General features: G+C 68.9%; 17 protein-coding genes and 1 tRNA gene. 13 read left to right on the top strand and 5 right to left on the bottom strand.

The genetic code is table 11. The features are described from left to right. Positions 1-23: 23 nt before the first annotated feature. Complete coding sequence (locus ABH933_RS41260; RefSeq protein WP_429427547.1) at positions 24-1,172, bottom strand: TauD/TfdA family dioxygenase; 1,149 nt, start codon at positions 1,170-1,172, stop codon at positions 24-26. 277 nt (positions 1,173-1,449) lie between these two features. On the opposite strand from ABH933_RS41260, the gene ABH933_RS41255 reads away from it, so the two are divergent. The 8 genes from ABH933_RS41255 to ABH933_RS41220 all read left to right on the top strand — a co-directional run bounded on the left by ABH933_RS41255 (position 1,450) and on the right by ABH933_RS41220 (position 9,076). After that, complete coding sequence (locus ABH933_RS41255) at positions 1,450-2,217, top strand: lytic transglycosylase domain-containing protein (RefSeq protein ID WP_429427549.1); 768 nt, start codon at positions 1,450-1,452, stop codon at positions 2,215-2,217. A gap of 338 nt (positions 2,218-2,555) precedes the next feature. Then, on the top strand, positions 2,556-3,845 hold the full coding sequence (eno, locus tag ABH933_RS41250) for a phosphopyruvate hydratase (protein WP_215923576.1): 1,290 nt from the start codon (positions 2,556-2,558) through the stop codon (positions 3,843-3,845). 99 nt (positions 3,846-3,944) lie between these two features. Continuing rightward, on the top strand, positions 3,945-4,634 hold the full coding sequence (locus ABH933_RS41245; RefSeq protein ID WP_429427552.1) for an FtsB family cell division protein: 690 nt from the start codon (positions 3,945-3,947) through the stop codon (positions 4,632-4,634). Next, complete coding sequence (locus ABH933_RS41240) at positions 4,631-5,167, top strand: DUF501 domain-containing protein (RefSeq protein WP_429427554.1); 537 nt, start codon at positions 4,631-4,633, stop codon at positions 5,165-5,167. The genes ABH933_RS41245 and ABH933_RS41240 overlap by 4 nt, the downstream gene beginning before the upstream one ends. A gap of 34 nt (positions 5,168-5,201) precedes the next feature. Continuing rightward, entirely contained in the window at positions 5,202-6,149 is a 948-nt protein-coding gene (locus ABH933_RS41235; RefSeq protein WP_429427556.1) for an exopolyphosphatase, read from the top strand. Positions 6,150-6,868: 719 nt separating this feature from the next. After that, positions 6,869-8,347 carry a peptide MFS transporter gene (locus tag ABH933_RS41230; RefSeq protein WP_429427558.1) on the top strand — a complete coding sequence of 493 codons (1,479 nt, stop codon included), beginning with the start codon at positions 6,869-6,871 and terminating at the stop codon, positions 8,345-8,347. 53 nt (positions 8,348-8,400) lie between these two features. Beyond that, positions 8,401-8,474 (top strand) — tRNA-Leu (locus tag ABH933_RS41225). A 263-nt stretch (positions 8,475-8,737) separates the two neighbouring features. Further along, a complete protein-coding gene (locus ABH933_RS41220; RefSeq protein ID WP_429427560.1) occupies positions 8,738-9,076 on the top strand; it encodes a VOC family protein in 339 nt (112 codons plus the stop codon). On the opposite strand, the gene ABH933_RS41215 is transcribed toward ABH933_RS41220, so the two are convergent. Then, positions 9,043-9,921: a sigma-70 family RNA polymerase sigma factor gene (locus ABH933_RS41215; protein WP_429427562.1), complete on the bottom strand. Its 879-nt coding sequence runs from the start codon at positions 9,919-9,921 to the stop codon at positions 9,043-9,045. The genes ABH933_RS41220 and ABH933_RS41215 overlap by 34 nt on opposite strands. An 89-nt stretch (positions 9,922-10,010) precedes the next feature. Here ABH933_RS41215 and ABH933_RS41210 point away from each other — a divergent pair, with 89 nt between their 5' ends. Then, a complete protein-coding gene (locus ABH933_RS41210; RefSeq protein ID WP_429427564.1) occupies positions 10,011-10,148 on the top strand; it encodes a hypothetical protein in 138 nt (45 codons plus the stop codon). Further along, complete coding sequence (locus ABH933_RS41205; RefSeq protein WP_429427566.1) at positions 10,145-10,507, top strand: DoxX family protein; 363 nt, start codon at positions 10,145-10,147, stop codon at positions 10,505-10,507. The genes ABH933_RS41210 and ABH933_RS41205 overlap by 4 nt, the downstream gene beginning before the upstream one ends. A 98-nt stretch (positions 10,508-10,605) precedes the next feature. On the opposite strand, the gene ABH933_RS41200 is transcribed toward ABH933_RS41205, so the two are convergent. The 3 genes from ABH933_RS41200 to ABH933_RS41190 all read right to left on the bottom strand — a co-directional run bounded on the left by ABH933_RS41200 (position 10,606) and on the right by ABH933_RS41190 (position 13,178). Further along, positions 10,606-11,055 (bottom strand): hypothetical protein, encoded by a 450-nt coding sequence (locus ABH933_RS41200; RefSeq protein WP_429427568.1) that lies wholly within the window; start codon positions 11,053-11,055, stop codon positions 10,606-10,608. 66 nt (positions 11,056-11,121) lie between these two features. After that, a complete protein-coding gene (locus ABH933_RS41195; protein ID WP_429427570.1) occupies positions 11,122-11,952 on the bottom strand; it encodes an alpha/beta fold hydrolase in 831 nt (276 codons plus the stop codon). A gap of 23 nt (positions 11,953-11,975) precedes the next feature. Next, positions 11,976-13,178, bottom strand: coding sequence for a styrene monooxygenase/indole monooxygenase family protein (locus tag ABH933_RS41190; protein WP_429427572.1), 1,203 nt, complete (start codon positions 13,176-13,178; stop codon positions 11,976-11,978). Positions 13,179-13,353: 175 nt separating this feature from the next. On the opposite strand from ABH933_RS41190, the gene ABH933_RS41185 reads away from it, so the two are divergent. From ABH933_RS41185 to ABH933_RS41175, 3 genes are all read left to right on the top strand, one after another. Beyond that, positions 13,354-15,906 (top strand): ATP-binding protein, encoded by a 2,553-nt coding sequence (locus ABH933_RS41185; protein WP_429427574.1) that lies wholly within the window; start codon positions 13,354-13,356, stop codon positions 15,904-15,906. Between the two features lie 321 nt (positions 15,907-16,227). After that, positions 16,228-18,384: a terpene synthase family protein gene (locus ABH933_RS41180; protein ID WP_429427575.1), complete on the top strand. Its 2,157-nt coding sequence runs from the start codon at positions 16,228-16,230 to the stop codon at positions 18,382-18,384. Continuing rightward, entirely contained in the window at positions 18,384-19,436 is a 1,053-nt protein-coding gene (locus ABH933_RS41175) for a polyprenyl synthetase family protein (RefSeq protein ID WP_429427577.1), read from the top strand. The genes ABH933_RS41180 and ABH933_RS41175 overlap by 1 nt, the downstream gene beginning before the upstream one ends. The last annotated feature ends 134 nt before the right edge of the window (positions 19,437-19,570 follow it).

Here is a 19,570-nt window from a genome sequence, read left to right as displayed (position 1 = left end):
CTCGGTTCGCTGGTCGCAGGTGTTCAGTTCTGATCCGGGGCAACGGTCCCCGGCGGCCGGGCGACGGACCGCGCCGAGAACGGGGTGACCGTGTGCTGCCCGTATCCATTCTCCGCCGCCTCGGCCGCCGACCGCCGCCGTTGCGGGAGGCGCACATTCACCCGCTTGAGCCACCGGTCGCTGCCGTCGTACCGCGGGGTGAACGGCACGCGGCCGTGCACGACCGCGTCGTTGTCGACCAGCAGGAGCTCGCCCGGTTCCAATACCGCTGTGCGGCACACCCTTTCGAGCTCGGCTCCGAGATGCTCGTAGGCGCTGCGGAATTCGTCGTCCGCGTCGTCGATCGGGGTGTAGGCGGGGTCGTAACGCAGCGTGGCCAGGCCGTCGCGATCGCCGACCGTCGCGACCGGTGCGGTGGGGTAGCGGTGAAAGTCGGTGCCGTAGGAGACATCCGGGAGGATCGGCAGGTGCGCGCGGCCCAGGAGCCGGCGCTGCCGCTCGTCCAGCCGCACCTGCCGTACCGAGGACACCGTGGTGCCCACCCGGTCCGGGTTGCGCAGGCAGCCCAGCATGAGCAGATGCGCCCGGCCCGGATGAAAGGCGTCCTCGGTGTGCGGACTCAGCAGCGTGGTGCTGCTCGCGCCCGACTGCTCCTGCTCGTGGCCCGGGGAGGGGACGATGTTGTTGACCAGGCGCCCGCCCTGCTGTCCGCGCCAGCCGAACGGTTCCCCGGCCGCGCGGGCGAGCAGCAGCATCGCGATGTCGAGCTCGAAGCTCGATCGCCGCCGCTCGGGATCCGCGCTCCAAGCGGCGGCCTCCCGCCAGTCGCGCGGGGTGGGGCCGAGCTCGTCGTCGCGCACCGGTAGACCGCTGATGATCGTTGCACCGGCGCTGGTCGCGGGGGGTGCGACCCTGGTCCGCACCGCATCGGGCAGGTCGGTGACCCGCGCGTCGACCAGGTCGATCAGCCGGGGATCGGCAAGGGTGGAGCAGGCCTGTCCGGACAACGAGGCGACGGCATCGATTGTGATAGCAATCTCATGCGCCGTATCGCATACCGTCCTTGCGGCGGCTGCGGGAAGGGTGCGGCGCTCGAGTTCTCCCGAGGGTGTGGGGGCGGGTGTGCCGTGCGGTGGGTGATACGTCTTACGTTCGCAGAGAACGTGTTTCACCAGGTCTTCCCTTCTGTGAGGCATGGTGAAGCAGGTATGGGCCACTCGATCTGCGAAGGTAGTCGCTTCAACATCATTAAGCAAGGCTTACCTAATGAATGGTGGCGGTGATAGAAGATGGGCATCGCACACGGCGCGGTGCGGGGTGCGTCCAGCCTGGGCTCACCTCTGTGAATCCGTCGCAGCCTCCCCGAGGGCGCGGATCTTCGTGGTGATGCTCACTCGAGTCCCGGGGCTGTCGAGCCCCGTCGGGCCCGATGATCTGGATGATGGAGTAGTGCGTAAGTCCAGGACCGGTCGTCGCGTGATTCCCGCTGCGCGTGCCGGTCTGCCGGCCGTCGCGGCGCTGGTGTTATCCGGATGTCTCGCGCTGTCGGGATGCGGAAGCTTCGAACACCTCCCGCCGATTCCCGACGGAATTCCGCCCGCCCCCGGCGCCCCGACGCCCGCGATCAACCTCGATGCCCCGGGCCGCACCGCCGAGCAACTGCACGACTGGGCCGCCGCGCGGTCCCGCGCCCTGAGCATCCCGGTGACGGCGCTCGAGGCATACGGCTACGCCGCGGCGGTCATGGCCCGTTCGCACCCGGACTGCGGCATCGGCTGGACCACCGTGGCCGCCATCGCCTACGTGGAGAGCAGGCACGGCAGCCACGGCGGCGCGCACATCGACCCCGACGGCAACGTCGCCCCGCCCATCCGCGGCATCCCCCTGGACGGATCCCCCGGCGTGGCAAGGATTCTCGACCAGGACGCCACCGCCCGCACCGGCAGCCCGGTCTACGTCCGGGCCATGGGCCCCTTCCAATTCCTCCCCGAAACCTGGCAGCGCTGGGGTGTGGACGCCAACGGCGACGGCATCGCCGACCCCGACAGCATCGACGACGCCTCCCTCACCGCCGCCCGCTACCTCTGCGCCAGCGGCGGCGACCTCACCACAGCCGCCGGCTGGCAGCGCGCGCTGCTGACCTATAACCAATCCACGACATACATGCTGACGGTCCGCCGTGCCGCCGCGGCCTACGGCGTCGGCCGCCACCCCTGATCAGTGCCCTTGATTCGGCCGACGCGCCGACAACCCAACGATCGGCGTGCCCAGCGGCGAAGCCTGTCCGTTCGGCTGGAACTCGCCCGCGAAGCTATGGGCACAAGAAGTAGACCTGCAGTTTTTCGGCGCGGCGCGGCGTTCGGGTACCGCTGCGCATTCGACGAACGAGCAAGCAGCGGTGCCCGAACGGCGCGCCCCTCGGGGGCCGAAAAACAGCCGGAGCGAAGCGGAGGCGATCAAACACAGTAGGCTCGCACCTGCACGGGATCCCGTGCGACCTGCCCATGGACGGCGGTGAGCAGGACCGTTGTTGCAGCCGAAGGAGTGTCGTTTTCGTGGCCATCATCGAACAGGTCGGAGCTCGCGAGATCCTGGATTCGCGCGGTAACCCCACCGTCGAGGTCGAGGTTGCACTCGACGACGGCACGCTCACCCGGGCGGCCGTACCCTCCGGCGCGTCCACCGGCGAGCACGAGGCCGTGGAGCTGCGTGACGGTGGAGACCGCTACGGCGGCAAGGGCGTGCGCAAGGCCGTCGAGGGCGTGCTGGACGAGATCGCACCGGCCGTGATCGGCCTGGACGCGGTCGAGCAGCGCACCGTCGACCAGGTGCTGCTGGATCTGGACGGCACGCCGGACAAGTCCCGGCTGGGCGCGAACGCGCTGCTGGGCGTCTCGCTGGCGGTCGCGCGCGGCGCCGCGGAATCCTCGGGGCTGGAGCTGTTCCGGTACCTGGGCGGTCCGAACGCGCACGTGCTGCCGGTGCCGATGATGAACATCGTCAACGGTGGCGCCCACGCGGACAACAGCATCGACTTCCAGGAATTCATGATCGCCCCGATCGGCGCGCCCACCTTCCGGGAGGCGCTGCGGTGGGGTGCGGAGGTCTACCACGCGCTCAAGTCCGAGCTGAAGAGCAAGGGCCTGTCGACCGGTCTGGGCGACGAGGGCGGCTTCGCCCCCGAGCTGACCGGCGGCACCCGTGAGGCGCTCGACCTGATCGTCGCCTCCATCCAGAAGGCCGGCTACAAGCCCGGCTCCGACGTTGCCGTGGCACTCGACGCGGCGGCCACCGAGTTCTACACCACCGGCCAGGGGTACAAGTTCGAGGGCAGCGTCCGCTCGGCCGACGAGATGGGCAAGTTCTACGCCGAGCTGCTGGCCGCCTACCCGCTGGTCTCCCTCGAAGATCCGCTGGCCGAGGACGACTGGGACGGCTGGGTCGCGCTCACCGACCTGATCGGCGACAAGGTGCAGATCGTCGGCGACGACCTGTTCGTCACCAACCCCGAGCGCCTCGAGGACGGCATCGTCAAGGGTGCGGCCAACGCGCTGCTGGTGAAGGTCAACCAGATCGGCACCCTGACCGAGACCCTGGACGCGGTCGATCTCGCGCACCGCAACGGCTACAAGACCATGATGAGCCACCGCTCGGGCGAGACCGAGGACACCACCATCGCCGACCTGGCGGTCGCGGTGGGCAGCGGCCAGATCAAGACCGGCGCCCCCGCCCGCAGCGAGCGCGTGGCCAAGTACAACCAGCTGCTGCGCATCGAGGACGCGCTGGGCGATTCGGCCCGCTACGCCGGGGACGTTGCGTTCCCGCGCTTTGCCGCCGAGGGGTAGTACCGTCGGATCCATTGTGGCCGCGGCGCGAACGTCGGATCCCCGGGTGGGATCCGGCTGCGCCGCGGTGTGGATCAGAGGCGACTTTCGAGGTGTGAGATGACCGAACGGCGCGGTGCCGGTCCCGGCGGACGTGGTGACCGCCGTTCGTCGCGGTCGGCGAATTCCCGCCCCGAGCGTCAGCGCGCCGCCGCGAGCACGCAGGCCCGCACCGCCGCCGGACAGCGGGCCGCGCAGCGCCGGACCTCGAGCTCCAAGGCCGAATCCGGTGTCGCGGAGAAGAAGTCGGCGCCGCGGCCCACCGGACGGTCCAGATCCCCGCGGGCGCGCGAAGCGAAACCCAAACGCGAGCACCGGATCCTGGGCCTGTCCACCGGCCGCGCGGTGGTGCTGGCGGCGGTGCTGTGCGCGCTGGCGCTGACCCTGGCGGTGCCGACGCGCACCTATCTGAGCCAGCGCGCGGAGGCGACCCAGCTGGCCCAGCAGCGCCGCGACCTCGAGGCCGACGTTGCGCAGCTGCGCGAACGCCGTGCGCAGCAACAGGATCCGAACTACATCAAGTCCGAGGCCCGGGATCGGCTGCGGCTGGTGATGCCCGGCGACACCGCCTACATCGTGCAGGTGCCCGGCATCGAACAGCCCGCGGTGCCCACCCCGACGGCCGCGCCCCGCAGGCCGGACCCCTGGTACACCCAGCTGTTCCGCAGCATGGACAACCCGCAGCCGGCCGTCGCGCCGGCCACGACCGCACCCCCGCCACCACCCACCCCGGAAGGACCGCACCGGTGACCGAGACCCCTCCCAGCGACGCCGATCTCGAGATCGTCGCCCGGCAGTTGGGCCGTCTGCCGCGCGGTGTGCTGGCCGTGGCCTATCGCACCCCGGACGGCCAACCGGCCGTGGTGAAGACCGCGCCGCGGCTGCCCGACGGGACCCCGTTCCCCACCCTGTACTATCTCACCGATCCGCGCCTGACCGCGGAGGCGAGCCGCCAGGAGGCCGAGGGCCTGATGCGGCCGATGCAGGAGCGGCTGGCGACGGACCCGGAGCTGGCCGCGGCCTACCGCAAGGCGCACGAGAGCTACCTGTCCGAGCGCAACGAGATCGAATTCCTCACCACGCACACCGATTTCAGCGGCGGTGGCATGCCGGACCGGGTGAAGTGCCTGCATGTGCTGATCGCGCACGCGCTGGCCAAGGGGCCGGGACTGAACCCGCTCGGTGACGAGGCGGTGGCGCTGGCCGCCGACAACGGCCTGCGCGGGACGGCGATTCCGGCCGATTGGCCCGCCTACGCCGATCTCCATCCGGCCGAGTCCTGACAATGCCGACAGCTGACGAGAAGAGGGTGGCGCGATGAGTAACCGGGTGGCCGCGGTGGACTGCGGCACGAACTCGATCCGATTGCTGATCGCGGATGCCGGCGCCGACGGCCGCCTCACCGACCTGCACCGCGAGATGCGGATCGTGCGCCTCGGACAGGGCGTGGACGCGACCGGGGAGCTGAATCCCGACGCGATCGAGCGCACTCGCGTGGCCCTGCACGACTACGTGACCATGATGCTCGAGGCCGGCGTCACGACCGTGCGCATGGTCGCCACCTCGGCCACCCGCGACGCGCGCAACCGGGACGACTTCTTCGCCATGACCGCAACGGAATTGGGCCGCGTCGTCGAGGGCGCACAGGCCGAGGTGATCACCGGCGACGAGGAGGCGCGGCTCTCGTTCGCCGGTGCGGTCGGGGAATTGTCCAGCGCCGCAGGGCCTTTCGTGGTCGTCGATCTCGGCGGCGGATCCACCGAGGTGGTGCTGGGTGACGCGAGCGGCGTACACGCCGCCTATTCGGCCGATATCGGTTGTGTGCGGATCACCGAGCGCTGCCTGCATTCGAATCCGCCCACACCCGAAGAGGTTGCCGCGGCACGGTTTTTCGCCTCGCAGCGCCTGGCGCAGGCGTTCGGCGTGGTGCCGGTGGAGCGGGCGCACACCTGGGTCGGCGTGGCCGGGACCATGACCACGATAGCCGCCGTCGCGCTGGACCTGCCCGAATACGATTCGGAGAAGGTACATCTGACGCGCATGAGCCTGGATCACCTTCGCGCCGTGTGTCATCGGCTGATCGGCATGGACCACGACCAGCGCGCGGCACTGGGTCCGATGCATCCGGGGCGGGTCGATGTGATCGGCGGGGGAGCGGTGATCGCCGAGGTGCTGGCCGACGAGCTGGCGCGCCGGGCCGGAATCGGTGAACTCATCGTCAGCGAGCACGACATTCTCGACGGAATCGCTTTATCCATCGCCTGATCGGGTCGGGGAACGATTCCGGGGTGCCCGCGGCCGGACTCCACGACGGCGCTGTGGATTACGCGGACGCCCGCCGAACGGCGCCTCGAGGTGGCCGGGCGGGACCGGGATCGTGAACCGGGACGGGGTCGTCCGTGCGGTCGCGGCGCGATCGATCCGCCCTCGGATTGCCGGGCATATGGACAAGGTTGTCCGGTAGGTCGCGGAGATGGGGTGTCAGGGGTGCTTTTTCGATGCGTGCCTCGGGTTGCGCGCGTCGGCCGGCCCGGGGCGTCGTGCGCTCGTCGAGCGTGGCGTTTTGCCGTGACGTCCGGTGGTTTCGTTTCCGCAAACGGCCATCCGCGGCGGTAGGGATTCGGTATGACGTGTCCGTGTTCCCCGCCTCGAGCCGTGAGCAGGAGATGCGGGCCCGGCCCCGGGCGCATCGCCGCCGGATTGTTCCTCGCCTACCCTGTTCAGGGGACTCACGGATATTCCGTGGCAAATGGGTGACGTGGGACACGATTGGACTGTGCAATCTGGTCAGTTGATCTAGATCACGGCGCAAATTAGCCTGGCACACTGCTCTGATTGAGAGCAATGTGATCGGAATTAACGTGTACGTCACATAAACCTGACTACTCTGCCTCCCGGCGGCGGCCCGGCAACCCGGTTCGCTCGAAGTACTGCAACCCAACCCTGGTTGCTGAGAAATTGCGTGCCATGGAAAGGTCGAGCGCATGACACAGGTGGACTACCGGCCCGAACGGGCTACCGAACGGGCAGCCGAACGAACCCTGTTCGGGCATCCGATCGGGTTGGTGAATCTGTTCGGGGTCGAGCTGTGGGAACGGTTCTCCTACTACGGCATGGTCACGATCCTGGGCTACTACCTGTACTACTCCCTGACACAGGGCGGGTTGGGGCTCGAGAAGACCACCGCCACCGGCATCGTTGGCGCCTACGGCGGCGTGGTGTACATGTCCACGGTGCTGGGCGGCTGGCTGGCGGACCGGGTGCTCGGCATGGAGCGGACCGTGTTCTACGGCGGCGTGGTGGTCATGGCGGGGCATATCGCGCTGGCCGTCCTGCCGGGCCTGTCGGGCGTCGGCGTGGGTCTGATGCTGGTCGCGCTGGGCAGCGGTGCGCTGAAGGCGAACGCGTCCTCGCTGCTGGGCACCCTCTACGAGAAGGGTGATGCGCGCGCCGACGGCGGATTCACGCTGTTCTACCTCGGGGTCAACATCGGTGCCTTCGTCGGCCCGCTGATCACCGGCGTGCTTCAGACCGGCCTCGGATTCCACTACGGCTTCGGGGCCGCCGCAATCGGTATGGCGCTGGGCCTGATTCAGTATGTGGTGTTCCGGCGCAACCTGGGCACGCACGGTCGCATCGTGCCGAATCCTTTGCCGCGTAACCAGATCCCGATCGTGATCGGATTCATCGCCGTGGTGATCGTGGTGATCGCGATGGCCGCGCTGACCGGACTGGTGAAGCTGTCCAACGTGTCGTTGTGGACCACCGGCGTCATCGCCTTCGCCGCCATCGTCTACTTCACCGTCATGCTGCGGAGCCCGAAGGTCGACGCGCTGGAGAAGACCCGCGTGCGGGCGTTCATTCCGCTGTTCATCGCCAATGCGGTGTTCTGGTCGCTGTTCCAGCAGATCTTCACCGTGCTCGCGGTGTACTCCGACGAGCGGATGAACTGGTCCATCTTCGGCTGGACCGCGCCGTCGAACTGGATCGGCTCGGAGGAGCCGGTGTGGGTGATCGCGCTGTCGCCGCTGTTCGCGCTCATGTGGACCCGTCTCGGCGACCGCGCGCCCAGCACGCCGCGCAAGTTCGCCTACGGCGTCATCGGAATGGGCGCGGCCTTCATGCTTTTCGTGCTGCTGACGGGATTCCACGGCAAGACGGTGCCCGCGCTGCTGGTCTTCCTCATTCTCGGCGCCTTCGCGATCTTCGAGCTGATGCTGTCCCCGATCGGCCTGGCCGTCACGACAAAGCTTGCGCCGGAGGCATTCCGGGCCCAGATGATGGCCCTGTACTTCTTCTCCGTCGGCATCGGCACTTCGATGTCCGGCGTGCTCTCGGACTATTACAGCCCGCACCACGAGGTCGCCTACTTCGGCATCCTCGGCCTGGTCACCATGGCGGTCGGCATCGGCGTCTTCCTCATCGCACCCCGGGTGAGCCGTCTGATGGAGGGCGTCCACTAACTTCCCAAAAGAATTCCGAGACGGACGTACGACTTCGGTACGCTGTCCCGGGAGCCCCCATAGCCCAATTGGCAGAGGCAGCGGACTTAAAATCCGCCCAGTGTCGGTTCGAGTCCGACTGGGGGCACGTACGGCATCCACACATGCCACTCCTGTGCTCTGAGCAGGGGTTTTCAGTCTTCCCGCAATCAGATGGTGAGCTGGGCGATCTCGCACAGCCGGCCACGCATCCCTCGGGCGCGTTACTGGTCGAGCAGTTGCGCGCACATTTCGCATCACACCGATACAAGGACTGCTGCAGAATCCGGTTGAGTCAGGTCAAAGCTCGCGGTTGCGTGCGAGACTCTGTGTATGGCTGCCGATGCTGCACTTCCGCCAGGGTTTCATTCGGTGACACCTCGAATGGTGGTCAACGACCAGCTTGCCGCGGTCGGGTTCCTGCGGACGGTATTCGGAGCCGTCGGCGACGTCGAGCCGAATCGACCGACCGAGGTCCGTATCGGCGACTCGCTGATCATGGTGTCGGGATCTGGCGAGCGCGAGGTGTTTCCAGCCTTTCTGTATATCTATGTCGATGACGTCGCCGCCACATATCAGCGAGCGCTGACCGCGGGTGCGGTCAGCGTGGAGCCACCGCTCGACACGCCTTATGGTGACCGCCGAGCGATGGTCCGTGACTCGTTCGGCAACGTCTATCAGATCGCGAGTCGGCGCGAGACCACCGTGTGAGGTTGCGTGCCGTTCTCGGTCAGACCGTTTCGGCGTACGCGACGGATGTCGATCCGGGCGACTCGCCGGTCCCTGACGGTGATGTCGATGACGGCGAGCAGGTGGCCGCCGGGGGCGATGACATGGACCGGGCGCCCGCCGATGAGCATCGGCGAGCTGGCTCGGATTCGGTCGGCGAACAGCGTCGTCTCCTCGGCGACGGCGCGGGCGCCGGTGACGACGGCCGGCGTGCCGGGAGGGAGGAGGGCTGGGTCGGCGACGCGTACGCAGTCGTCGGTCATCAGGGCGACCATCCGGTTGATGTCGCCGCCGGCGGCAGCGGCGAGGAACGCGTCCACGACGGCACTGTCGATAGTGGTCGCCCTCGGCGTCGGTTCGGTCGCTTCGATTCGGCTGCGGGCCCGGCTGGCGTGCTTCTTCGCGTTATCCGGTCTGGTGCCGAGAGCGTCCGCCACCTCGCGGAATGGGACATCGAACAGGTCGTGCAGAACGTACGCGACGCGTTGGGCGGGCGTCAGCAGGTCGAGGACCACCATCAATGCGCGGGAGACGTTCTCCCGCTGTAGGTAGTGCTCGTCCGCTGCCGGCGTCTCGGTGGGGAGCACGTCGGCGAGCAGGGGCTCCTCCCGACGGCGGTTCCGCATTCGTAGCTGGTCGAGGCACACGCGGGTCAGGACGGTCGTCAACCACGCGGCCGGGTTGCGGAGGGCGCCGGCGTCCGTGGTCGATGCCTTGATCCAGGTGCTCTGCACGGCGTCCTCCGCGTCCTGGAGGGATCCGAGGAATCGGAACGCCATTGCCGTCAGCTGCGGTCGGGCCGCTTCGAATTCCACAATCGGTACCACCGGATGTCACCTTTCCGAGGCGGGAAACGTCGGGACGGATGAGACCACCAACCATGTCCGACGATCCACCCCCGAGGAGACACTTGCCGATGAGCGTACAGACGATCCGATTCCGCACCGATCCCGCACCGATCCCCGCAGTGACCGAGCAGATCGCAGCGCTGTTCGCGCGGGCCGACCACCCAGCGCTGCGCTCCCACACAGTCATGGGCGGGTGCAGCGCATGACTACGACCCTGTTCGCCGCCACGATCGTGTGCATCGTCGCGAACGCTCTCATCGCTGTCGCCGACTACGTCAAGGCGCCGTTCGTGTTGGAGAACTCTGCCGAGGTGCACCTTCCCGCCGGCGTTCTGCCCTACCTCGCGACGTTGAAACTGGCCGGGGCCCTCGGGCTGGTCCTCGGTCCGACGGTGGCGCCCTGGCTCGGCGTCGCCGCCGGCATCGGGCTGATCCTGTTCTACCTAGGCGCCGTCGTTGCCCACGTCCGAGCCCGCGTCTTCTACAACATCGCCTTCCCGGGCCTGTACCTGCTTCTCGCGATAGCGTCCGCCGTCTACATGGTCCACCTGGCGGCCGGGTCGTAGCCGGGATGCCGACCACCTCAACGCCTCGGCTGTCCAGGCGAGCCATACGTAATCGGTTGTTGCGCAGTCTGTTTCCCGCTGGTTGTGGCAATCGGTGTCTAATCGTCCTGCACTGGAAGGCAAATCGTGTCGATTTTGGCCAAGGTGGTGATCAGCAGGCCTGCGCCGCGACGTACCTGCTCATCGGTCACCTTGGCTAATTTCTCGCACTCACGTAGTGCGGCATCCCGGTCGTTCGCGAACACGCCGAGTACATCGCGCATCGCTGTGTATATCCAGTCGGATTGTTCCCAGCCGGCCGAGGCGAGCCCTGCGGCGACCACCGCGAAACCGGCTGCATCCTGACGCCGGAGCAGTGCTTCTGCCGTGGCGTAGGTAACGAACGTATCGTCCGTATCAAGCACGAGGCTCACTAACGGCCCCCTGGTCTCGGGCATCTCGGCGAAGCTGGCCAGGCAGCGTCCGGCGTCCGCCCGGTCGCGGTAGTCGGGGCTTCCGGCAAGCCTGATCAGCTCGGCCACCACGGCACCTCGCACCTCGTTGCTCATGGAACCATTCTGCGGCGAGTTCGGTGCCGGGGTCGAGTCCGATTGGGGGCGTGAGAGTTTGGCGGATCAATCCTGCGAGGCCCGGAGAATATGACGCTCCAAAAGATCGTTGAACGGCGCGCCCAGCGACTGCACCGCGTGCTGGGCGCCGGGGAGCACCGCGTGCTCGCCGCCGATGTGCTCCGTCACGGTGGCGGCGACGGCGGTCAGGACGGGGGAGTGGTCGCCGGAGCACACCAGGGACGGGATGGATTGCTGGGCAATGGTTTCCAGGGGGAGGCGGGTGTCCCAGGGCGGGCGGCAGGTGCGGAGGCGGGCGATGGCGCGCCATTGTTCGGTGGTGAACTCGGTGTCGGCGGCCAGGCCCGCGAGGCGGCCGTAGGCGCCGGCGAACTCGAGTAGGTCCACGGGGCGGTCCCAGCGCCAGCGTTGGCGCATGCCCACGACGGCGGGATGGGACAGCACGCCCAGGCAGGTCGGTTCGATCAGGGTCAGGGACGCGACGCGGTCCGGCATCGCGGCCGCGGCCACGAGGCAGCCGACGGCGCCGTAGCCGTGCCCGACCAGATGGGCCGGTTCGGATTCGAGGAGGGAGAGCAGATCGCCGGCGTCGTGCAGGTAGTCACCACCGGGGAACAGTGCGCCGTCCCGGACGCCGCGGTGCAGGATGTCCAGGCGCATCCGTTGCGCGAGCGGTAGCTGGGCGGCCCAGCTGGCCCGCGCGGCCCGCATGCCGTGGACCAGGATCACCCGTGGTCCGGCCGTGCCCCTGCGCTCCACCACCAGCCAGCCCGCGTCGGTCGGTTGTGGCCAGGATGCCGAGCGGCTGTGGCACACCGATCGAATCGGATTCGGCGTCACCCGTCCCCGGAAGCGGTACGGGCAGTCTCGATCCATCTCACATACTCCTGTTGGATTGCTCAGGACACCTGTCCCGCAACGAGATCGGACATGGTGGCCGGGTGCACAAAGGTCTCGGCGAAGGCCGCGGCGAGCGCGGGATTCTGCGCGGCGGTGAGCAGCAGCTCCTGCATCCGCGGCGACGGATCGAGCATGGATATGGTCCACTCGGCCGCCGGATGGGCGATCTCGGTCAGCCAGGGCTGGGCCGTGGCCCGCATCCATTCGCGGTCGAACGGTCCCTCGGGCGTGGCCAAGATCGCCTCGGCGTAGCGGAAGCCGCAGTGCACCGCGTTGTTCGCGCCCTGTGCGCCGCCGGGATCCATCCGGCACACGACATCGGCGCCACCCAGGACCGCGGCGCCCGATGGCAGAACGCCGACCGGCTCCCGGACGGCCGGTGTCACGCCGCCGGCGAGCGTGGCGCCGGCATCGGTCAGGTCCACGTCGCGGAAGCGGTCGGCCAGCTCCGGCGGCAGGTACTTCACGATCAGCGCCCGGATCAGGTCCAGTCGAGCGGCCGGGGTGCGCGCCTCGTCGAACACATCCAGCTCGCCGCCCGGGAGCGCGGCGAACATGACGTTGTCGGCCCGTCGCTCGTGTCCGGGCGCGCCGACGAGACAGGGGGTGGTGACGGCCTCGCCCAGACCCGGCAGCGCCACATAGGCGCCCATGCCGTCCGGGTCGGGTGCGACGCCGTCCAGGTACACCGCGAGCAGCCGCCGCATCGGCCGGTCGGGCATCGGGCGCGCGGCATCGGCCGGGAAGCAGGCGGCCAGATCTTTCGACGCCCGAGTGACCACGGTCAGGTCGTAGTCGCCGGAGTGCCGGTCGGCCTCGGCCGCCGACAGCTCGGTGATCCGCAGATCCCCTCCGGCGGAAACGAATTCGGTCATCCGATGGCTCAGCGCGGTGCGCTGGTCGACGCTCTGCGCGGGCCGGCTGAACGGCGCGGTCCACGTCGTCACCAGTGCGGCGTCGACGGCCAGATGGAATCGGATGCCCAGGATCTGCGGCGCGGTCTCGCGCCAGGTCCCCATGCCCGCCGCGGTCTCCAGATCGAGCGTGCGGGGGAATTTGACCTGCGTGCTGGTGACCGAGCCGTTCAGCACCTGCTCGGCGGTGCGGTCGGCCACCAGGGTGACGGGCACTCCACCGTCCAGCAGCCGCCGCGCCAGCGGCAGACCACATTCACCCGCACCGAACACCCGCACCCGAGCCATGCTTCGCCCTTCCGGTTACCGCGCCCGACCCGTCCAGGCCCTGCCCCCAAGTCTGGGCAGATAGGTAGTCCCGGCACATCCGCACATTGCATCGGTGACCTGCCGATGTCGCACCGAGCTGCGGGTTTGCCGGTCGGGCGGACGCTGTGCGAACCAGCCGTTATGCTTTCCACTCATGTCAGCGGGACATGCGGCGCTGGGGGTCGGTATACCTACGGACAGCGACGGTTTCGTCGGCCGGGACGGCGAGCTGGACCGCATCGCCTCGCTGCTGTCCGACTCCGCGCGCCTGATCACGCTGGTCGGCTCGGGCGGAATCGGCAAGACCAGGCTCGCGATGGCCGTTGCGCGCAGAATGCGCAGGGCGCAACTACTTCCGGTGCACTGGGTGTATCTGGCCCGCCTGCCCAAGGGTGCGAGTGTCGGCGCGATCGAGGACGAGATCGTCGGCGCCGTGGTCGACGGCGACTACTCCGCGCGGCCGGGCAGGCAGACCCTGATCGACACCCTCGGCCGGACCGACGCGGTCGGCCGGGTCCTGCCGACCGTGCTGGTGCTGGACAACTGCGAACACGTGCTCGACGAGGTCGGCGAGGTCGTCGCGGAGCTGCTCGACGCGGTCCCGGGCCTGACGGTGCTGGCGACCAGCCGCACCGCGATCGGCTGGGTGGACGAGCACGTCGTGCCGATCCCGCCCCTGACGCGCGCCCAGGCCGTGGCCCTGTTCCGGCAGCGCGCGGACCTGGGCGGCCGGCCCGTCGCCGATGCCGATCTGCCTGTGGTGGAGTCGATCTGCCGTCATCTGCACTGCTATCCGTTGCACATCCGCCTGGCCGCGGCGCGACTGCGGTATCAATCCCTGCCGATGATCCTGCACGATTTGGACGGCGCCGGGACCGACCGCCGGTTGCGCTGGTCACCGGGGTTCCGGGTGGGGGCGGACGAGCGGCATCGCGATCTGAGCGCGGTGATCGGCTGGTCCTTCGAGCTGTGCGACCCGGTCGAGCAGCTGCTGTTCGAGCGGATGTCGGTCTTCGCCACCGGCCACGACGACAACCCCGACGACATCGACCTCGACGCCGAGGGCGGCTACTGCCCGGACGTCGGCGCCGATCTGGCCGCGATCGAGGCGGTCTGCGCCGACACCGACCCCGGCGGGCTGGCCCGGGACCGGATCGAGGGCCTGCTGGAACGACTGGTCGATCGATCCATGGTGTCGATTCATGTCGGCGCGGACACCGTTCGATACTCCCTGCTCGAGAGCTTCCGAGTGTTCGCCCAGCAGCGCCTGCGGGAGGGCGGCGACGGCGAATGGCTCCGGCTGGCCGCGTGGCACCGCCGCTACTACCGCGACCGCATCGCCGAGTACTGCATCCAGTGGCTCAGTCCGCGGGAGCAGGAACTGCTGGCCCGGGCCCGCGCCGATTCGGACAACCAGCAGTGCGCCGTCGACGGCAGCCTGTCCGATCCCGACGAGGCCGTGGTCGGCCTGGAGATCGCGACCGGCCTGATCGCGCTGCGACTCCCGTTCCTGCGCGGCCATCTACGGGAATCGCGGGCCCTGGCCGAGCGCAGCCTTGCGGCCGCCCGGGCGCTGGGACGGTGCCCGGCCGAGCTCGAGGTCTCGGCGCTCGCGCTGATCGGCTGGCTCAGCCTGTGCCAAGGGGTGCGCGACGACGCCCTGCGCATGCTGGACGATGCGGTCGCGATCTGCCTGGAACCGCAGGGCCTTTCGCAATGGCCGGCCGATCCGGCGACCGACCTGGGATTGCCCGCGTCGGTCGAATATCTGTGGGGCAGTACGTTGATGCTCGTCGACTGCGATGCGCGGGCAACGATGGTGCTGGCGCGCGCGCGATCCAAGTTCGCCGCGGCGGGCGATCTCGGTGGCGTCGCGATGGCCGAGCTGTTCGAGACACTGGCGGCGGCCCTGCACGGCTCCGCGGAGCAGGCGATGGAAGTCACCGGCCGCCACCTGGTTACCTTCGTATCCTCCGGTGCCGCATGGGCGACCTCGTGGGCCCGGCTGGCGCGCGCGATCGCCGAGGCGGCGCACGGGGACCCGAATGCGGCTATGGCGCTGTGCGATACGGCGCTGGCCTGGCAGATTCCGATGCGGGACCGCTGGGGCGGGGTTTGGGCGGTGCATATCCGGGCGTGGATCCTCGCGGCCATGATCGACGCCACGGCGGCGGAGCCGGACGGATCGCGGGATCGAATTCGGCGGTGGGCCAGGGAGATCGCCTGGATATCCGGCGGAACATCAACCCTGCGACGGCAACTGGGCATCGATCTGAACAACCTGCGACCCTTCGGGATGAAGACCGTCGAAGCGGACACATTGGCTCGTAAAGTGTTGGGCGACAGGGAATTCGAGATAGCTGCCCGGCGTGGTCTGGGGCAGCCGGAGGCCGTCCTGGCGGCCGGAGATCCGGGCCCGGGGGTGCCGCCCTCGAATGGTTCGGCCGATTCGGGCGCGCATCCGACGCGGTGGGACGAGCTGACCGCTGCCGAGCAGGAGGTGGCGGTGCTGGCCGCGGCGGGCATGACCAATACCGCGATCGCCGCGCGGCGCGGCACGTCCCGCCGGACGGTGGACGCGCAGATCGCGGCCATTCTGCCCAAGCTGATGATCAGCACCCGCAAGGACATCCGTACCCTGCTGCCCCCCGAACATCGCGCGGCGGCCGATCGCGAATCTGAACGCCGTGCCGCGCGCCCGCGGTGACGCCGCTGTCTGTATCGCCCGTTTTCGTTCGGAAGATGCCCAGCTCGAACCGGTATGCCGATGACCGCGACCTACCTGCGCCGAGCCGCGGAACGTGGCCCGCTGTGGGCGCCCGGGTAGGGAACCGGTCGGTCGGATGAATTCGAAGGTCTCGACAGTCCGAAAAGCGCCAGCTAACATAGGGTTTCGACGATAACGCGTTGTCGCCCTCGGCGTCGGGGCATGTGGTTTCCGCGCTCTGTGATTCGTGACGTCCGCCCGCATCAGGGATATACATCCGCGAGGTAATTGAAACAGTGTGATGTCGAAAAGGGGCCGTCGATGCAGCCGTTCACTCTGCCCGATTTCTATCTTCCCCATCCGGCTCGGCTCAATCCGCATCTGGAATACGCCCGAGAGCATTCGATGGCATGGGCGCGGCGCATGGGAATTCTCGACGAGCCCGGTCCGGACGGGAGTCTGGTGTGGGATGCCGACCGGCTTACGCGCATGCAGATGCCGCTGCTGTGTGCCTATACCCATCCCGATTGTGATGCCGACGCGCTGGCGCTCATCACCGAGTGGTACATCTGGGTCTTCTTTTTCGACGACGACTTCCTCGCCAAATTCAAGAACACCCGCGACCGCGCCGCCGCCGTGCGATATTTGAATCGGCTCGAGCTGTTCATGGCCGAGTCCGGCGCCGCCGCAGCCGAACCCGGCAATCCCGCCGAGGCCGGCCTGTCGGATTGCTGGGCACGCACCGTCGGGTCAATGTCGCCGGACTGGCGGCGGCGCATGGCCCTGAGCACGCACAACCTGATGGTCGAATCGCTCTGGGAGCTGGACAATATCGCGAGCGACCGGGTGGCCAACCCCATCGAGTACATCGAGATGCGCCGGCGCGTGGGCGGCGCACCCTGGTCGGCCAATCTCGTCGAATACGCCACCGCCGAGGTGCCCGGCCGCTTCGCGGGTGAGCGTGCGCTGCGCACCCTGTGCGACACCTTCTCCGATGCGGTGCACCTGCGCAACGACCTGTTCTCCTACGAGCGGGAGGTGCGGGTCGAGGGCGAGAACGCCAATGCCGTTCTGGTGCTGGAACAATTCCTGGGGCTACCGACCCAGGCCGCGGCGAATCTGGTCAACGATCTGATCACCAGCCGGCTCACGCAGTTCGAGGACACCGCGCAAGTCGATGTGCCGCAGCTGTTCCTGGACCGGGCCGCCGCGCCCGCCGAACAGCATGCCGTCGCCCGCTACACGCTGGGGCTGCAGGACTGGCAGGCCGGCGGGCACGAATGGCACCTGCGGTCGAGCCGCTACATGAACTCCGGAATCGATTCCAAGCCAACGGGTCTGGGTACGGCGGCGACCCGGCTGCTGCCGGGGCTCCGCGTCCGGGTGAACCAGCACACCCCGCCGGCCCGGACCTCCGGGCCGCTACCGGTCACCGGTCTGTCGATGCCCTACGGCGCGGACACGAACCCGCATCTGGGCGCGGTCCGCGCCGGGCTCGCGGACTGGGTGGCGGAGATGGGGATGCTGGATCCTCTCCTCGGGTGGACCCCGCAGTCGCTGGCGGACGCCGACTTCGCCCGCCTGGCCGCCCTGGTCTACCCGGAGGCCGATGCCGCCGCGCTGGCGGTCCGGGCGCGCTGGTGCGCGTGGGGATTTCACGTCGGCGACCTGACGACCCGGGTGTGGCGCGCGGATCCGGCGGCCGGGCGGGCGCAGTTGCGCCGCCTGGCCGCGATCGCCGTCGCCATCATTCCGGCGCCGGCGACACCGGTCGAACGTGCCCTGTGCGACCTGTGGCGGACCACGGCGCGGGCGCGCACCCGCACGCACCTGCGGGCCGCGGTGCTCCGGTTGCTCGAGGCGTGGCAGTGGCGGCTGGACAACGAAACCCGTGGGCGCATCCCGGATCCCATCGATTACCTGGAGATGCGCCGCAGCGCGTTCGGCGGGCCGCTGGTCGCCGTGCTCGCCGGGGCCGGACCGCTCGGCGGCGCCCTCGACGACGCGAGTGTGCTTCGGCAGCTGGAGAATTCGGCATTCGATCACGCCGCACTCGTCAACGATCTGTACTCCTACCGCAAGGAGATCCAGGCCGACGGTGAGCGGCACAATCTCGTCTATCTCACCGAGTCGTTCCTGAACTGCCCGCGCGAGGCCGCTCGCGACATCGTCATCGATCTCGCGCAGCAGCGTTTACACCAGTTCGAGCAGCTCGAGCGGGAGCAACTGCCCGCATTCTGCGCCGGTGGCGACCTGTCCGGCGAGCAGCGTCGCGCGCTGCTGACCCGGGCGCGCCGGTTGCGCGACTACATCGCGGGAAATCTGGCCTGGCACCAGACCGGCGGCCGGTACGACGACGCCGCGGCGCGACGCCACCGGCCGCGGCCCCGGATCGCGGGTCCGACCGGGCCGTTCGCGGGTACGTACGCCCGCATCACGACTTCGACCAGTTCTGCGGCAATCGAAGGGAGTCCGTGATGGGTACGGCCACAGCAGGTTTCGGTGGTCTCGAGCGAAGTAGCGCGGGAGGGGCGACCGCGGTCGCCCGGATCCTGGCCCGGGCCAAACTGGCCACGGATCCGCTGCTACGAGCGGCGGTGGAGACCTTACCCGGCGAGCTACGGATGATGAGCGGCTATCACTTCGGCTGGTGGGACGAGCGCGGCACGCCGACACGGGCCGAATCCGGTAAGGGCCTGCGGCCCGCGCTGGTGCTGGCCGCGGCGCGGGCCGCCGGCGCCTCAGCCGAGGCCGCGCTACCGGCCGCGGTGGCGGTCGAGCTCGTGCACAACTTCACGCTGATCCACGACGATGTGATGGACCGCGACGAGATGCGCCACGGCCGCCCCACCATCTGGAAGCTGTGGGGCGCCACCGACGCCATCCTCGCCGGTGATGCCCTGCAGGGCTTGGCCATTCGCCTGCTGGCCTCCGAGCCGGGCGTGGGGGTGGGTGCGATCGCCCGTCTGGAGCAGGCCGTCATCGAGCTGTGCCTGGGGCAGTTCCACGACTGTGCCTTCGAGACGCGCCAGGACGTCACCCTCGACGAATGCCTGGAGGTCGTGCGGCACAAGTGCGGTTCGCTGCTCGGCTGCGCGTGCGTGCTGGGCGCCCTGGCCGCCGAGGCCCCGCCCGGGGTGATCGACGCGATGGACACCTTCGGCCGCGAGCTGGGCATCGCCTTCCAGCTGGTCGATGATCTGCTCGGCATCTGGGGCGATCCGGCCCGCACCGGAAAGCCGGTCGGTGCGGATCTCGTGCGGCGCAAGCATTCGCTGCCGGTGGTCGCGGCGTTGTCGTCGGGTACGCCCGCCGGTCGCGAGCTGGCCGAGCTGTATCGCGACGGGCGCCCCATGGACCCCGTGACGATCGCGCGCGCGACGGACCTGGTCACCCTGGCGGGCGGAAAGCGGTGGGTGCAGGCGGAGTCCCGGCGCTATCTGGACAGTGCGGTGTCCCAGCTGGCCGATTTTCCGGCCTCGGGGGATCTGCATCACCTGGCGCACGCTGTCGTCCACCGCGACCGGTAGGCCCACCTCGAGCCGTCCCGGGCGCGGGATGTCGCCCGCGTCCGGGGATGGCGCGCGAGTGCACCGGTATCCCGGTCGAAAGTACCTAAGCGTGACGGATTCCAGGCCGCCCGATCCTCAATACCTTTGTGTAC

The organism is Nocardia sp. GP40, from assembly GCF_050434125.1.
Lineage (GTDB): Bacteria > Actinomycetota > Actinomycetes > Mycobacteriales > Mycobacteriaceae > Nocardia > Nocardia albiluteola.
Note: the sequence above shows the minus strand (reverse complement) of the source record. Positions and strands in the feature narration are given on the sequence as shown.

Excerpts from the sequence above, each read along its gene's own strand:
- ABH933_RS41245 (WP_429427552.1), top strand. The coding sequence starts at position 3,945 with ATGACCGAACGGCGCGGTGCCGGTCCCGGCGGACGTGGTGACCGCCGT.
- ABH933_RS41235 (WP_429427556.1), top strand. The coding sequence starts at position 5,202 with ATGAGTAACCGGGTGGCCGCGGTGGACTGCGGCACGAACTCGATCCGA.
- ABH933_RS41230 (WP_429427558.1), top strand. The coding sequence starts at position 6,869 with ATGACACAGGTGGACTACCGGCCCGAACGGGCTACCGAACGGGCAGCC.
- ABH933_RS41210 (WP_429427564.1), top strand. The coding sequence starts at position 10,011 with ATGAGCGTACAGACGATCCGATTCCGCACCGATCCCGCACCGATCCCC.
- ABH933_RS41205 (WP_429427566.1), top strand. The coding sequence starts at position 10,145 with ATGACTACGACCCTGTTCGCCGCCACGATCGTGTGCATCGTCGCGAAC.
- ABH933_RS41200 (WP_429427568.1), bottom strand. The coding sequence starts at position 11,055 with ATGAGCAACGAGGTGCGAGGTGCCGTGGTGGCCGAGCTGATCAGGCTT.
- ABH933_RS41195 (WP_429427570.1), bottom strand. The coding sequence starts at position 11,952 with ATGGATCGAGACTGCCCGTACCGCTTCCGGGGACGGGTGACGCCGAAT.
- ABH933_RS41190 (WP_429427572.1), bottom strand. The coding sequence starts at position 13,178 with ATGGCTCGGGTGCGGGTGTTCGGTGCGGGTGAATGTGGTCTGCCGCTG.
- ABH933_RS41185 (WP_429427574.1), top strand. The coding sequence starts at position 13,354 with ATGTCAGCGGGACATGCGGCGCTGGGGGTCGGTATACCTACGGACAGC.
- ABH933_RS41180 (WP_429427575.1), top strand. The coding sequence starts at position 16,228 with ATGCAGCCGTTCACTCTGCCCGATTTCTATCTTCCCCATCCGGCTCGG.
- ABH933_RS41175 (WP_429427577.1), top strand. The coding sequence starts at position 18,384 with ATGGGTACGGCCACAGCAGGTTTCGGTGGTCTCGAGCGAAGTAGCGCG.